Consider the following 14,066-nt stretch of genomic DNA (forward strand, 5'->3'; position numbering starts at 1 on the left):
TGCAATCGGCTTCATCATCGGCAAGTGGGGACAGCATGTACGGCTGGATCTGGCGGCATCTGCCGGGGAACGCCTGGGTACGGGCGGGGATCTCGCTCATGCTCGTACTGGCGATCGTCTTCGTTCTCTTCCAGTACGTCTTCCCGTGGGCGGAGCCCCTGCTTCCGTTCAACGACGTGACAGTCGACAACGGCGGAGGACCTTCAGCCCGATGAGTGCACGCATTCTCGTCGTCGACAACTACGACAGCTTCGTCTTCAACCTCGTCCAGTACCTCTACCAGCTCGGCGCCGAGTGCGAGGTGCTGCGCAACGACGAGGTCGCGACCGCCCACGCCCAGGACGGCTTCGACGGCGTCCTGCTGTCCCCGGGCCCCGGAACGCCGGAACAGGCCGGGGTGTGCACCGCCATGGTGCGGCACTGCGCGGACACCGGAGTCCCGGTGTTCGGCGTGTGTTTGGGCATGCAGTCGATGGCGGTCGCCTACGGCGGGGTCGTCGACCGCGCCCCCGAGCTGCTGCACGGCAAGACCTCCCTGGTCACGCACGAGGGCAGCGGGGTCTTCAGGGGACTCCCCTCGCCGTTCACGGCCACCCGCTACCACTCGCTCGCCGTCGAACGCGGCACCGTCCCGGACGAGTTGGAGGTCACGGCCTGGACGGAGACCGGCATCGCCATGGGCCTGCGCCACCGCGATCTCCCGGTGGAGGGCGTGCAGTTCCACCCCGAGTCGGTGCTCACCGAGTGGGGCCACCGGATGCTCGCCAACTGGCTGGTGGTGTGCGGCGATTCCGGCGCCGTCGAACGATCCGCGGGACTGGCGCCGGTGGTCGGCAAGGTCGGCGCGTGACCGCACTCCGCCCCGAACGCGACACCGGGTCGCCGTACGGAGAGCCGTACGGCGAGTCCGGTACGTTCGAGGCGGCTGTCGGGCGGCTCCACGATCCGCTGAACGACCCGCTGCCCGGCCAGGCCCCCGATCAGGCCCCCGGTCACGGCACGGGCAGCCGGGCGCTGGGCCATGTGCCCCACCAACTCCCGCGCCAGGAGCCGGAACCGCCGGCCGTCGCGTGGCCGGGGGCCCGGCCGGAGCACGGCCCGCTGCCCGGTGCCGAGGCGCCGTCCACGGCGTACGGCCAGGGGTACGCCGACCCGCACGCCCGGGCGTACGGCACGCCCCAGGAGCCCGCGCAGGCGCATCTGCCCCTCCCGCCGGAGAACCCGCCCTCCTACACCCCCGCGGACGCGTGGCGGGTGCTGGAGCAGACACCCGCCCCGGAGGGCTACGCGGCCCCGCAGGAGCCGACGATGGGCCGCGCCGCCCGCCGGGCGGCGGCCCGTCGCCGCGCCTCGGGCCCCGCCGGTGACGCCCCGCCGGCTGCGGACGGCCGGGAACCCGCCGCCGGTGCCGACGGGCTCGGCGACGAGCGGACCGTGGCGCTGCGCGTGGACGAGCTGCGCAACGTCGCGGGCGGCTCCGCCGCCGTCGGGGCACCGGCGGGAGGCCGGGCCGCCCGGCGCAAGGCCGCACAGGGCGGCGGGCGCCGCCGGGCCGGGCACGGACGGCGCGCGGCCGGACCGGCCGCCTCCGCCGCGTCCGGCACGGCCGCCGCCGCTCCGCTCTCCCGGGTGGAGGCCCGGCGGCAGGCGCGAGCGCGCAAGGATCCGCCGAGTGTGATCGCCAGCCGCGTCCTGGGTGAGACGTTCATCACCATCGGTGTGCTGATGCTGCTGTTCGTGACGTATCAGCTCTGGTACACCAATGTTCTCGCCCAGCAGGAGGCCGGCGGCGCCGCCAGCAATCTGCAGAAGGAGTGGGACGGCAAGGGCGCGCGCAGCGCCGGCGCGTTCTCGCCCGGGCAGGGCTTCGCCATCATGTACATCCCCAAGCTGGACGTGAAGGTCCCCATCGCCGAGGGCATCGACAAGAACAAGGTGCTCGACCACGGCATGGTCGGCCACTACGCCGACGGGAAGCTGAAGACGGCGATGCCCTGGGACAAGAAGGGGAACTTCGCGGTCGCGGGCCACCGCAACACCCACGGTGAGCCCTTCCGGTACATCAACCGCCTCAACCCGGGCGACGAGATCATCGTTGAGACGCAGCGCACGTTCTACACGTACGAGATGGCGAGCATCCTTCCGCAGACGCCGCCGTCCAACACCGATGTGATCAAGCCGGTTCCCCCGGGTTCGGGCTTCACCGGACCGGGGCGCTACATCACGCTGACGACCTGCACACCCGAGTTCACCAGCACGTATCGAATGATCGTCTGGGGAAGGATGGTCGATGAGCGGGCCCGCAGCCAGGGCAAACCGGACGCGCTCGTCGGCTAGACCCCGCGCTCCGCAGGGCCGGAGCCGCTGAGCAGCACCGAGAACCCGAGCAGCACCGAAGAAGCAGCACCCGAGCACCAGAGCACACGGAAAAATCGAAACGGAGTACGACGCGGTGGCAGTGACCCATCACGCAGAGGACACCGAGGCACAGCCACCGCGACCCCAGCGCCCTCGACGGCGGGCAGCCGCCGTCGTCAGCGTCATCGGGGAACTGCTGATCACGGCGGGCCTGGTGCTCGCCCTGTTCGTCGTCTACTCGCTGTGGTGGACGAACGTGCTGGCCGACCGGGACGCCTCGGAGAAGGGCCACCAGATCCGGGATCGCTGGGCGGACGGCCCCGGGCCCCTGGACACCAAGGACGGCATCGGCTTCCTGCACGTACCGGCGATGAAGAACGGTGAGGTGCTCGTCACCAAGGGCACCGGTTCCGACGAGCTCAACCACGGCGTGGCCGGCTACTACACCAAGCCGGTCAAGTCGGCGATGCCCTGGAACCGGACCGGCAACTTCTCGCTGGCCGCCCACCGCGACGGCCACGGCGCGAAGTTCCACAACATCGACAAGGTGGACGAGGGCGATCCGGTCGTCTTCGAGACCCGCGACACCTGGTACGTCTACAAGGTCTTCGCCAAGCTCCCGGAGACCTCCAAGTACAACGTGGACGTCCTGGACCGCATCCCGAAGGAGTCGGGGCGGAAGAAGCCGGGCCGCTACATCACCCTCACGACCTGTACTCCGGTGCTCACGTCGAAGTACCGGTACATCGTCTGGGGCGAGCTGGAGCGCACCGAGAAGGTCGACGCGGACCGCACGCCCCCGAAGGAACTGAGCTGACCCCGCAGAGGCGGAGCAGGCACAGGGACGTCGGGCCGGAACGCCGGGTGCACGGCACCCGGTGGATCCGGGCGGACGGGCCGTGACCCGGTCGCCGGTGCCCCCGGCCCCGCGGCGCCGCTGAGGCGTACCTCGGCGCCGGCCCGGTGGCCGGTGCCCGCACAACGGCTCCACGGGCCTCTCCGCCGCCGTGAGAGCCCCGGCGGTCCGGCGGCGGGGCTCACGGCGGCGCCCCGGGAAACATCGCAGAGGGCCCCTGACACCGTGCAGGTGTCAGGGGCCCTCTGTCATGCCGTGCAGCGCGTCACGCCCTGCGGCGGCTCAGTTCTTCTTGCCCTTCTCGCCGCCCGTGCCGCCGAAGAGGATTCCGCCGTCGTCGCCGCCCTGGGCCGGGCTGGTGACCAGGCCGACCTGGTCGCCCTTCTTCACCTGGGTACCGGCCGCCGGGCTGGAGGCGACCACGGTGGCGTCGTCCTCCTGCGCCGGACCGGCGGACTGGACGACCAGGCCGGCGTCCTCCAGGGCCTTCTTGGCGTCCTTGAGCTTCTGGTTCGTCACGTCCGGCATGGCGAACTGTTCGGCCTGCTTCGCCACGACCAGGGTGACCGTCGAGCCCGCGGTCACCTCGCTGTTGCCGGTGGGCGTCTGGGAGACCACCGTGCCGGGAGCGGCGTCGGCACTCTCCGTCTCCCGCTTCTGCACCGTGAAGCCCAGCCCCTCGAGCTGCTGCTTCGCCGCGTCGAACGGCTGGTTGGTGACGTCCGGGACCTGGGTCTTCGTCTTCTCCTTGGCCACGGTGAGCGTGATCGTGGCGGTCTTCGCCCGCTCACTGCCCGCCGCCGGAGTCTGCTCGATCACCGTGCGCGGCGTCCGGTCCGACTCGACCTGCTTGGTCAGGATCTTGTCGAAGCCCTTGCGCTGGAGACGGCTCCGGGCGTCGTCGAGCGGCAGGTCCTCGACGTCCGGGACGGAGACCAGCTCGGGACCCGAGCACAGGGTGACCTTCACGGTCCCCTTCTTCTCGACCTGGGCGCCCTGCTCCGGATCCTGCTTGGTGACCTGGTTCTTCTTGACGTTGTCGCAGGACGTCGAGCCGTCCTTGACCACGCTGAAGCCGCCGTTCTCACCCTGCGCCTTGGCCTCGGACAGGGAGTCGCCGACCAGGTTGGGTACGTCCACCTGATCTTCCGGCCGGTCGCCGGCGAAGATCTCCCGGCCGATGAAAATCGCTCCGACCAGCACGAGTATGCCCGCGACCACCAGCAGCACCGTGGAGGTGTTGCTCTTCTTGCCGCCGCCGCGACGGCCGCCGCCCCGCTCGTCGTAGCCGAAGCCGCCGTCGTCGTCCCGCATCGGCGGCAGCATCGACGTCTGCCCGTTCCCGTCCTGCGGGCGCAGAGCGGTCGTCGGGTGGTCGCCGCCGTACGCGCCGTAACCGACCGCCCCCATGGCCGCCGTCGCCGCCACGGGCTGGCCCTCGAGTGCGGCCTCGATGTCGGCCCGCATCTCGTCGGCCGACTGGTAGCGGTAGTCGGGATCCTTGGTGAGCGCCTTGAGGACGATGGCGTCCATCTCCGGAGCGATCTCCGGATCGAAGGTGCTCGGCGGCTGCGGCTCCTCCCGGACGTGCTGGTACGCCACGGCGACCGGCGAGTCGCCCACGAAGGGCGGCCGCACGGTCAGCAGCTCGTACAGCAGACAGCCGGTGGAGTAGAGGTCCGAGCGCGCGTCGACCTGCTCGCCCTTGGCCTGCTCGGGCGAGAGGTACTGCGCGGTGCCGATGACGGCCGCCGTCTGCGTCATGGTCATGCCGGAGTCGCCCATGGCGCGGGCGATGCCGAAGTCCATCACCTTGACTTGACCGGTGCGCGTCAGCATGACGTTCGCCGGCTTGATGTCACGGTGCACGATGCCCGCGCGGTGGGAGTACTCCAGCGCCTGGAGGATCCCCACGGTCATCTCCAGCGACCGCTCGGGCAGCAGCTTTCTGCCGGAGTGCAGCAGCTCACGGAGAGTCGACCCGTCCACGTACTCCATGACGATGTACGGGATCGAGACCCCGTCGACGTAGTCCTCGCCGGTGTCGTACACGGCGACGATCGACGGGTGGTTGAGCGATGCGGCCGACTGGGCCTCTCGGCGGAACCGGGCCTGGAACGACGGGTCACGGGCCAGGTCGACCCGCAGCGTCTTCACAGCCACGGTGCGACCGAGGCGGGTGTCATGGGCGAGGTACACCTCGGCCATGCCACCGCGCCCGAGCACCGAGCCCAGCTCGTACCGGCCGCCGAGGCGACGCGGCTCTTCCATAGCTTTCTCCAGCCCTCTCCGTCTTTCCCGGCGCACCGGTGTGGGTCCGGCAGTGTGCTGTTCGGGCCTACCGTACCCGGCACGCCGTGGGGGTCCCGGACACGACCGCTACCTGATACCGGACCGGTACGGTCTCGTGGGCGGTTCGGTTCAGACCGTGATCCCGGTCACTTGTCGTCGTTGACGACCGCCTCCATGATGTTCCGCGCGATCGGAGCGGCCAGACCGCCACCCGAGATGTCGTCCCGGTTGGCGCTGCCGTCCTCGACGACGACGGCCACCGCGACCGGGCTGCCGTTGTCGGTCTTGGCGTACGAGATGAACCAGGCGTACGGCTTCTCGCTGTTGTCCACACCGTGCTGCGCCGTACCGGTCTTGCCACCCACGGTGGTCCCCGGGATCTGGGCGTTCTTGCCGGTGCCGTCCTGGACGACCGTCTCCATCATTTCCTGGAGCTTCTGGGCGTTCTCCGGCTTCAGCGGCCGGCTCATCTCCTTGGGAGTGTGCTGCTCGACCTTGGTGAGGTTGCGCGCCCGCAGCTCGTCCACCATGTACGGCTCCATCAGCTTGCCGTCGTTGGCGACCGCGGAGGCGACCATGGCCATCTGGAGCGGGGTGGTGGCGGTGTTGAACTGGCCGATGGAGGACAGGGCGTTGCCCGGCCGGTCCATCTTGTCGTCGTAGACGCTCTTGTCGGCGCGGACCGGGGTGAAGACTTCCTTGTTGAAGCCGAACTTCTCGGCCTGCTTCACCATCTTGTCCCGGCCCACGTCGTCACCGAGCTTGCCGAAGACGGTGTTGCAGGACACCTTGAGCGCGTCCCGGAGCGTGGCGTTCTCGCAGGGGATGTTCCCCTCGTTCTCCAGGTTCCGGGAGCTGAGCGGCAGCTGCCACGGCAGCGGGGACTTGGTGTTCGCGTCGATGTCGTCGACCACGCCGTTCTCCAGGGCGGCGGCGGCGGTGACGACCTTGAAGGTCGAGCCGGGCGGGTAGGTCTCCCGCAGCGCCCGGTTGACCATCGGCTTGTCCTTGTCCTTGTTGAGCTCGACCCAGGCCTTCTCGTCGTCCGTGCCGTTGCCGGCGAAGCTCGACGGGTCGTAGCTCGGGGTGCTCGCCAGGGCGAGGATCGCACCGGTCTTCGGGTCGAGCGCGACCGCGGCGCCCTTCTTGTCGCCCAGCCCCTTGAAGGCGGCCTTCTGCGCCTTCGCGTTGAGGGTGGTGACGACCTGCCCGCCCTTCTTCTCCTTGCCGGTGATCATGTCCAGCGTGCGGTTGAAGAAGAGCCGGTCGTCGTCGCCGGTGAGGATGCCGTCGTACAGCTCCTCGAGCTGGTTGGCGCCGAAGGCCTGCGAGGCGCGGCCGGTGACCGGGGCCCACATCGGCCCGTTCTTGTAGGTGCGCTTGAACTTGAAGTCGCTGCCGGTCGTCTCGCGGTGGCCGGTGATCGGCTTGCCGTCGACGATGATGTCGCCGCGCTCCTGGCTGTAGCGGCCGATGGCCACCCGGCGGTTGTGGGAGTCGGTGGAGAGCTCCTCGGCCTGGACGAACTGGACCCAGTTGACCCGGACCAGCAGGGCGAGGACGAGCAGGCCGCAGAAAATGGCGACCCGGCGGAGAGGCTTGTTCACGGTCGGACCACCTGGGTCATCTCGGCGTCGGTGGACGGAGCAGGGGCCGGGGCCGGCCGGCGCGCGGTGTCGCTGATGCGCAGCAGAACGGCGACGAGGGCCCAGTTGGCGATGACGGACGAGCCACCCTGCGCGAGGAAGGGCATGGTCATACCGGTCAGCGGGATGAGCCCGGTCACGCCGCCCGCGACGACGAAGACCTGAAGGGCGAACGCGCCGGAGAGGCCGACGGCCAGCAGCTTGCCGAACGGGTCACGCGCGGCCAGGGCGGTGCGCACGCCGCGCTCGATGAGCAGGCCGTACAGCACCAGGATCGCCATCAGACCGGTGAGGCCGAGCTCCTCGCCGACGGTGGCGAGGATGTAGTCGCTCTTGGGGGCGATGCCGCCGATGAGACGGGAGTAGCCCTGACCGAGGCCGGAGCCGAAGATGCCGCCGGAGCCGAAGGAGTACATCGCCTGGGCGGTCTCGGTGACACCGCCGTTGACCAGCCGCAGCGGGTCCAGCCAGTCGTCGACACGGCGCTGGACGTGGCCCGCGAAGGACGCCACGGCGACGGCGCCGGCCCCGCTCAGCGTGAGGCCGAAGACGACCCAGCTGGTGCGTTCGGTCGCCACGTACAGCATGATCACGAAGAGGCCGAAGAACAGCAGCGAGGTGCCGAGGTCGGTCTCGAAGACCAGGATCAGCAGGCTGAGGGCCCAGATCACCAGAATCGGGCCGAGGTCACGGCCGCGCGGCAGGTAGAGGCCCATGAACCGGCGGCTGGCCAGTGCCAGCGCGTCCCGCTTCACCATCAGGTAGCCGGCGAAGAAGACCGCGATGACGATCTTCGCGAACTCACCGGGCTGGAGGGAGCCGACACCGGGAATGGTGATCCAGATGCGTGCGCCGAACCGGGCCGGGAAGAACATCGGGAGGATCAGCAGGACCAGCGCCACGACCATGGAGATGTAGGTGTAGCGCTGCAGGACGCGGTGGTCCTTCAGGAAGACCAGCACCCCGAGGAAGAGCGCGACACCGAGGGTGGACCACATCAGCTGGCCCGGCGCCATGGCACCGCCGAGCGTCGGTGTGCTGATGGACGGCTCCAGGTCGAGCCGCCAGATGAGGACCAGGCCCAGACCGTTGAGCAGGGTGGCGATGGGCAGCATCAGCGGGTCGGCGTACGGGGCGAACTTGCGCACCATCAGGTGCGCGACGCCCGCGAGGAGGCCGAGCCCGACGCCGTAGCCGAGCATGCCGGTCGGCATGGTGCCGTCCTTGGCCAGGCCGACGTTGGCATAGGCGAAGACCGGGATCAGGATCGCGAAGACAAGGAGCGCGAGCTCGGTGTTGCGACGGCTCGGCGCTCCCACGGAGCTGATCGTGGTCGTGTTCGTGGTGCTGGTCATGGTCCGGATGGCCCCCTACGGCTACTGCTGGGTGCTATCGCACTGCTTGGCCAGCTGCTTCTCTTCCTCCGACAAGCTGGGGCCGGGCGACGGAGTGGCGCTGCTGGACGGGCGGGTCGTTTCGGTCGTGCTGCGGGTCGAGACATTGCTGCCCGAGGCACTGCTGCTCGGACTGCTGCTCGGGCTGGCGCTCGCATTCGGCTTGGACTGGCGTTCCTCGGCCTTGCGGCGTTCCTCGGCGGCCTGCTTCCGGGCGTTCTCGGCCCGCTCGGCGCTCTTCTGGCACGCCGAGGCCTGCTTGTTCAGCTCCGAGACCTTGCCCTTGGCCTGGTCGAGGCTGCCCACCGCGATCGTCTCCTTGACCTGGTTCCGCTGGTAGGCGGGGAGGTACTTGAGTTCGATCTCGGGGTGGTCCTCATGGACCTCGTTGAGGCTGATCCAGGCCAGATCCTGGCTGATGCCCTGGTACAGCGCGATGTGCTCACCCTTGGTGCCCACGTAGTACTGGGTCTGGGTCCAGGTGTAGCCGCCGTACAGGGCGCCGCCGAGGGCACCGAGCGCCAGCGTGATGATCAGCGAACGCTTCAGCCACCGGCCGCGACGGCGGGGCTTGGTGAAGTCCTCGTCGGTGTACGCGCCGTAGCCGCCGTCGGAGAGATCGGCGATGTCACCGCTGCCGGGCGGACCGAAGCCCCCCGCGCCTGAGGGGCTCTGCGGCGGTACGCCGCGGCCCAGTTCGGCCGCGCGGCCGGCCGGGGTCTCCATGGCGCCGCCGTCACCGAGCTGGTGCTGGTTCTCGGCCACCGCGCCCACCACGACGGGGGTGTCGTTGAGCTGCCCGGTGAGGGTGTCGCCGTCGTCCACGTCGAAGACGTCGGCGACGATGCAGGTGATGTTGTCGGGGCCGCCGCCGCGCAGCGCGAGCTGGATCAGGTCCTGCACGGTCTCGTGCGGGCCCTGGTACCCGGCGAGGGTGTCCTCGAGCGTCTCGTGGCTGACGACGCCGGAGAGGCCGTCGGAGCAGATGAGATACCGGTCACCGGCCCGGACCTCGCGGATCGAGAGGTCGGGCTCGACGTGGTCGCCGCTGCCCAGCGCCCGCATCAGCAGCGAACGCTGCGGATGCGTGGTGGCCTCCTCCTCGGTGATCCGGCCCTCGTCGACCAGCCGCTGCACCCAGGTGTGGTCCTGGGTGATCTGGGTGAGCACGCCGTCCCGCAGCAGATAGGCGCGGGAGTCGCCGACGTGCACGAGGCCGAGCCGCTGTCCGGTCCACAGCAGGGCGGTGAGCGTGGTGCCCATGCCCTCGAGCTGGGGGTCCTCCTCGACCATGACCCGCAGCTGGTCGTTGGCCCGCTGCACGGCCGTCCCGAGGGACGTCAGGATGTCGGAGCCCGGGACGTCGTCGTCGAGCTGGACCAGCGTGGAGATGACCTCGGAGCTGGCGACCTCGCCGGCGGCCTGGCCTCCCATCCCGTCGGCGATGGCGAGGAGGCGGGGACCGGCGTAGCCGGAGTCCTCGTTGCCCTCGCGGATCATGCCTTTGTGCGATCCGGCGGCGAAACGCAGTGACAGACTCATGCGCACCTCGCCCGTCGGCTCCGGGTACATCCGCACGGTGCCCACCCTCCGGTCGGGAGCTTGCCGAGGCCTGTTGACAACGAGGCCACGGCTCGCTCGCTCCGCTCGCTCATTGTCGTACTACTTCCGCAGCTCGATGACGGTCTTGCCGATGCGGATCGGCGCGCCCAGCGGAATCGGGGTCGGGGTGGTGAGTCGGGTCCGGTCGAGGTACGTGCCGTTGGTGGACCCGAGGTCCTCGACGATCCACTGGCCGTCACGGTCCGGGTAGATCCTGGCATGCCTGCTGGACGCGTAGTCGTCGTCCAGCACGATCGTCGAGTCGTGGGCCCGGCCGAGGGAGATGGTCTGGCCCTGGAGCGAGACCGTGGTGCCCGTCAGCGAGCCCTCGGAGACCACCAGCTTGGTGGGTGCTCCGCGGCGCTGGCGGCCGGAACTGCGGCCGCCGGACTGGGTGCGCTGCTGCGGCGGCTGTTGCTGCTGGCGGCCGGAGGCCGGCGGGCGGTTCTGCTCGGAGGCGTTGCGGCGCCCCGCGCGTTGGGTCACCCGCGTTCCGAACAGATCGCTGCGAATGACCTGCACGGCCACGATGACGAACAGCCACAGTACGGCGAGAAAACCCAACCGCATGACCGTCAGGGTCAGCTCTGACATTGCCCCCGCTTCACCCTTCGGCTTGCCGGTAAACGATGGTGGTACTGCCCACGACGATCCGCGAGCCGTCGCGGAGCGTAGCGCGGGTGGTGTGCTGCCCGTCCACCACGATGCCGTTGGTGGACCCCAGATCCTGGATCGTCGAGGGCGTTCCGGTCCGGATCTCGCAGTGCCGGCGGGAGACACCGGGGTCGTCGACCCGGACGTCTGCCTCGGTGCTGCGGCCCAGCACCAGGGTCGGCCGGGAGATCTGGTGGCGGTTGCCGTTGATCTCGATCCAGCGCCGGATCTGGGCGCCCGGCATCGGCCCCCCGCCCGGACCGGGCGGTCGGGTCGCCGGGGAGGAACCGCCCTGCGGACGGCCGCCGGGCGGCGAGGTGGGCATCGGCGGTGCGCCGGCGGGCTGCGCCGGGTATCCGCCCGGATGCGGGGCGGCGGCGGGGCGCCGGCCCGCGGGGCTCTGGGACTCACTGGAGGCCAGCGTCCGGCTCCGCACGCGGTACAGACCGGTGTCGAGGTCGTCGGCCTTCTCCAGGTTGACCTTGATCGAGCCCATGAAGGTGTAGCGCTGCTGCTTGGCGTAGTCGCGCACCATGCTGGCCAGCTCGTCGCCGAGCTGGCCCGAGTACGGGCTGAGCCGGTCGTAGTCCGGTGTGCTCAATTCGACAATGAAGTCGTTGGGGACGACCGTCCGGTCGCGGTTCCAGATGGTCGCGTTGTTGTCGCACTCCCGCTGGAGTGCCCCCGCGATCTCGACGGGCTGGACCTCGGACTTGAACACCTTGGCGAAGGTGCCGTTGACGAGACCCTCGAGTCGCTGCTCGAAGCGCTTCAGTACTCCCACGGGGCACCTCCTTCCCTGATGCTCTTCCTTGAAGTCGTCCAAGTACTGCTTACTGATCGTATCCACGAGCCGCAAACACCGGTGGTTCCACTTCCCGCCATCACCGTCGAGTGTCGCCCCTCACAGGGGCCCGCCCGGAGCGGTTCGCGGGAGTGCTCGTGGGGCCGTCCCCACCGGATCGTAGAGGCGACCACCACGACAGTGTCCCGCAACCGGCGAGGTGCCCGGCCCGTGGGCGGGGAATGCGCGTGTGAACCCACCCCCGACAGCGTGCTAATCTTCTGGATGTCGGAAGGCGCTCACCCCAACGACACGGGCCGGAAGGTCCGGTTCCGGCGGGGAGAGTCGAACGGCAACACCCATGCGCGGGTGGCGGAATAGGCAGACGCGCTGGATTCAGGTTCCAGTGCCCGAAAGGGCGTGGGGGTTCAACTCCCCCCTCGCGCACCATGCGAAAGCGGGCCTCTTCGAGGTGACGATAGTCACCCGGAGGGGTCCGTTTCGTTTTACCTCCCTTCATCGCCAAGTGTGGTCGTCTCGTGGCGTTCGGTCACGGCGTGGGCGGTTTCCCGTTTCCCGTTTCCGGCTTCCAGCTTCCGGTGTTTCGGCGGTCCGCGGCTCCGGCCGCTGGGGCCGGAGCCGTTCGTCCTTGCGGCGCTGCTCGTCTCTGCTGCGCGGGAGCCGTGAGTGCCCCTGCCTCGTGCGGGAGGCCGCGGCCGGGCGTACCGCCGCCGCGGAAGAGTTGTCGAGCCGATTGCCCGGAGTTCGCCGGGAGTTGTCCCCGAGGTCGCGTTGTCCCCGAGGTCGGGTTGTCCGCGCCGTCGGGTTGCCCGGCGCCGTCGAGACGTCGGCGAGGTCCGGGGTGCGGCGCTCGCGGCCGTGAGGGCGCGGGGCGGTATGTGCTGCAGGGGTGCAGGGGTGCAGGGGTGCAGGGGTGCGGGTCCGCAGGGAATGCGCGGAGAGCCGGACCGGGGCGTGGGCGACGAGCGCACGCAGTGGGCCCCGCCGTCGACGGGGCCCACTGTCGGGGCGTCGGTGCCGGTGGGCGGTGGGTGGTCCGTGGCGGTGGGCCTCGGCCGTGCCGCGGGCCGGTCAGGCGGCGAGGCGGGCGGCGAGGGCCTCGGCCTTCTCCGTCGCGTCCTCGTGCGCCTTGGTGCGGGACGCGTCGGACAGCTCGACCAGGTCGGCCATGGCCGGGTTGCTCCGGGCGAGCGTGAGCTCCGGAACGATGAAGTCCACCTCGAGCCCGAGCATCCCGCCGAGCACCTTCTCCAGGTAGGTCTGGACGAACTCGAAGCCCTCGCGCGGGGTGCCCGGGGCGTACGAACCGCCCCGGCTGGCGATCACGGTGACCGGCGTGCCCGCCGCGGAGGGGGAGTCCCCGGCCGTCCGGCCCATCACGATCACGTGGTCGAGCCAGGCCTTGAGGGTCGAGGGAATCGTGAAGTTGTACATCGGGGCACCGATGAGCACCGCGTCGGCCTGCTCCAGCTCCTTCGCGAGGGTGTCGCGGAGGGCGAAGGCCGCCTCCTGCTCGGCGGAGTGCTCGGACGGGTCGGCGAAGGCGGCGGAGATCCCCGCGGCGTCGATGTGCGGCAGCGGGTCGGCGGCCAGGTCGCGGTGGATGACCGTGCCGTCGGGGTGCTGCGCCTCCCAGGCCTTGCGGAAGGTGGCGGCCACGTCACGGGAGGAGGAGCCGCCCAGCGGGAAGGCGGAGGAGTCGAGGTGGAGCAGCGTGGGCATGGGGTGCCTCCGGAAACGAGAAGTTGAAATCCGTACGTAGCTATTCTTAGCACAGTCACTTACTTTTCTGCAGTCCCGTACGGATGGCTAGTACGCTGAAGCCATGACGAACGGCGACGAGCAGGCGTGCAAGAAGGTCGATGCCGGCATGACGCGGGTCTTCGAGCTGTTCGGAAAGCGCTGGACCGGCCTGATCGTGTCCGTGCTGCTGCAGCGGGCGGTGCACTTCGCCGAACTCCGCCGGGCCATCCCGGGCATCAGCGAGCGCATGCTGTCGGACCGGCTGACGCAGCTCGCCGGGGCGGGCCTGGTCGTGCGGGAGGTCGACGCGGGGCCCCCGCTGCGCGTCTCCTACCGGCTCACGGAGGCCGGCCGGGCCCTGGAGCCGGCGCTGAAGGAGCTGGGGCGGTGGGCGGAGCTCCACCTTCCGGACGGGGGCGGCTGCCCCGAGCGCTTCCGCGGCTGAGGGGACGGGGGTGCGGGGGCTGAGGGGGAGGGCTGACGGCTGGGCACTGACGGCTGACGGGCTGGGTGCTGACGGCCGGGGCTGCGGCGGAGCGTGCCTGGTGCCCGGCGAACGGTGCGCGGGACTGCCGGCGCGCGGCGGTGCGGCACGGTGCGCCCTCGTCCTCGTTCTCCTGGCCCTCTCGCCGCTCCCTCGCAGGTCGCGCCCGGTGCGAACATTCCCATGCCCGACCGCCGGGCGCCGTCCGCCGAGGTTGTCCACAGGGCCTGCG

12 protein-coding genes and 1 tRNA gene are annotated in these 14,066 nt (G+C 70.2%); 6 read left to right on the forward strand and 7 right to left on the reverse strand.

The genetic code is table 11. From position 1 onward, the window contains the following. Positions 1-35: 35 nt before the first annotated feature. The 4 genes from ACFYYR_RS18225 to ACFYYR_RS18240 all read left to right on the forward strand — a co-directional run bounded on the left by ACFYYR_RS18225 (position 36) and on the right by ACFYYR_RS18240 (position 3,175). Positions 36-215 (forward strand): hypothetical protein, encoded by a 180-nt coding sequence (locus tag ACFYYR_RS18225; protein ID WP_388853853.1) that lies wholly within the window; start codon positions 36-38, stop codon positions 213-215. Further along, the gene (locus ACFYYR_RS18230; protein WP_388853856.1) at positions 212-850 is read left to right on the forward strand and encodes an aminodeoxychorismate/anthranilate synthase component II; all 639 of its coding nucleotides are present in this window, start codon (positions 212-214) and stop codon (positions 848-850) included. The genes ACFYYR_RS18225 and ACFYYR_RS18230 overlap by 4 nt, the downstream gene beginning before the upstream one ends. Then, entirely contained in the window at positions 847-2,337 is a 1,491-nt protein-coding gene (locus ACFYYR_RS18235) for a class E sortase (protein WP_388853859.1), read from the forward strand. Before ACFYYR_RS18230 ends, ACFYYR_RS18235 begins: the two co-directional genes overlap by 4 nt. A gap of 115 nt (positions 2,338-2,452) precedes the next feature. Continuing rightward, positions 2,453-3,175, forward strand: coding sequence for a class E sortase (locus tag ACFYYR_RS18240; RefSeq protein ID WP_388853862.1), 723 nt, complete (start codon positions 2,453-2,455; stop codon positions 3,173-3,175). A 321-nt stretch (positions 3,176-3,496) separates the two neighbouring features. On the opposite strand, the gene pknB is transcribed toward ACFYYR_RS18240, so the two are convergent. The 6 genes from pknB to ACFYYR_RS18270 form a co-directional block, all read right to left on the reverse strand. Continuing rightward, positions 3,497-5,485 carry a Stk1 family PASTA domain-containing Ser/Thr kinase gene (gene pknB, locus ACFYYR_RS18245; RefSeq protein WP_388853865.1) on the reverse strand — a complete coding sequence of 663 codons (1,989 nt, stop codon included), beginning with the start codon at positions 5,483-5,485 and terminating at the stop codon, positions 3,497-3,499. Between the two features lie 167 nt (positions 5,486-5,652). Then, the gene (locus ACFYYR_RS18250) at positions 5,653-7,113 is read right to left on the reverse strand and encodes a peptidoglycan D,D-transpeptidase FtsI family protein (RefSeq protein WP_388853869.1); all 1,461 of its coding nucleotides are present in this window, start codon (positions 7,111-7,113) and stop codon (positions 5,653-5,655) included. Next, positions 7,110-8,507 carry an FtsW/RodA/SpoVE family cell cycle protein gene (locus ACFYYR_RS18255; RefSeq protein WP_351506539.1) on the reverse strand — a complete coding sequence of 466 codons (1,398 nt, stop codon included), beginning with the start codon at positions 8,505-8,507 and terminating at the stop codon, positions 7,110-7,112. Before ACFYYR_RS18255 ends, ACFYYR_RS18250 begins: the two co-directional genes overlap by 4 nt. Positions 8,508-8,528: 21 nt before the next feature. Then, positions 8,529-10,088, reverse strand: a complete 1,560-nt coding sequence (locus ACFYYR_RS18260; protein ID WP_388853873.1) for a PP2C family protein-serine/threonine phosphatase — start codon at positions 10,086-10,088, stop codon at positions 8,529-8,531. A gap of 120 nt (positions 10,089-10,208) precedes the next feature. After that, on the reverse strand, positions 10,209-10,742 hold the full coding sequence (locus ACFYYR_RS18265; protein ID WP_388853877.1) for an FHA domain-containing protein: 534 nt from the start codon (positions 10,740-10,742) through the stop codon (positions 10,209-10,211). A 10-nt stretch (positions 10,743-10,752) separates the two neighbouring features. Further along, positions 10,753-11,586, reverse strand: a complete 834-nt coding sequence (locus tag ACFYYR_RS18270; protein ID WP_388853880.1) for an FhaA domain-containing protein — start codon at positions 11,584-11,586, stop codon at positions 10,753-10,755. Positions 11,587-11,949: 363 nt separating this feature from the next. Here ACFYYR_RS18270 and ACFYYR_RS18275 point away from each other — a divergent pair. Beyond that, a tRNA-Leu gene (locus ACFYYR_RS18275) sits at positions 11,950-12,036 on the forward strand. 642 nt (positions 12,037-12,678) lie between these two features. Here ACFYYR_RS18275 and ACFYYR_RS18280 read toward each other — a convergent pair. Continuing rightward, positions 12,679-13,329, reverse strand: coding sequence for an FMN-dependent NADH-azoreductase (locus ACFYYR_RS18280; protein WP_388853883.1), 651 nt, complete (start codon positions 13,327-13,329; stop codon positions 12,679-12,681). A 103-nt stretch (positions 13,330-13,432) separates the two neighbouring features. Between ACFYYR_RS18280 and ACFYYR_RS18285 the strand changes: the two genes are divergently transcribed. Further along, on the forward strand, positions 13,433-13,795 hold the full coding sequence (locus ACFYYR_RS18285) for a winged helix-turn-helix transcriptional regulator (RefSeq protein WP_388853886.1): 363 nt from the start codon (positions 13,433-13,435) through the stop codon (positions 13,793-13,795). Positions 13,796-14,066: the final 271 nt, after the last annotated feature.

The sequence above is a fragment of the Streptomyces sp. NPDC001922 genome, assembly GCF_042891165.1.
Lineage (GTDB): Bacteria > Actinomycetota > Actinomycetes > Streptomycetales > Streptomycetaceae > Streptomyces.

Bases quoted from the DNA above. Each gene is read 5' to 3' on its own strand.
- ACFYYR_RS18280 (WP_388853883.1), bottom strand. From the start codon at position 13,329: ATGCCCACGCTGCTCCACCTCGACTCCTCCGCCTTCCCGCTGGGCGGC.
- pknB (WP_388853865.1), bottom strand. From the start codon at position 5,485: ATGGAAGAGCCGCGTCGCCTCGGCGGCCGGTACGAGCTGGGCTCGGTG.
- ACFYYR_RS18260 (WP_388853873.1), bottom strand. From the start codon at position 10,088: ATGAGTCTGTCACTGCGTTTCGCCGCCGGATCGCACAAAGGCATGATC.
- ACFYYR_RS18225 (WP_388853853.1), top strand. From the start codon at position 36: ATGTACGGCTGGATCTGGCGGCATCTGCCGGGGAACGCCTGGGTACGG.
- ACFYYR_RS18255 (WP_351506539.1), bottom strand. From the start codon at position 8,507: ATGACCAGCACCACGAACACGACCACGATCAGCTCCGTGGGAGCGCCG.
- ACFYYR_RS18265 (WP_388853877.1), bottom strand. From the start codon at position 10,742: ATGTCAGAGCTGACCCTGACGGTCATGCGGTTGGGTTTTCTCGCCGTA.
- ACFYYR_RS18285 (WP_388853886.1), top strand. From the start codon at position 13,433: ATGACGAACGGCGACGAGCAGGCGTGCAAGAAGGTCGATGCCGGCATG.
- ACFYYR_RS18230 (WP_388853856.1), top strand. From the start codon at position 212: ATGAGTGCACGCATTCTCGTCGTCGACAACTACGACAGCTTCGTCTTC.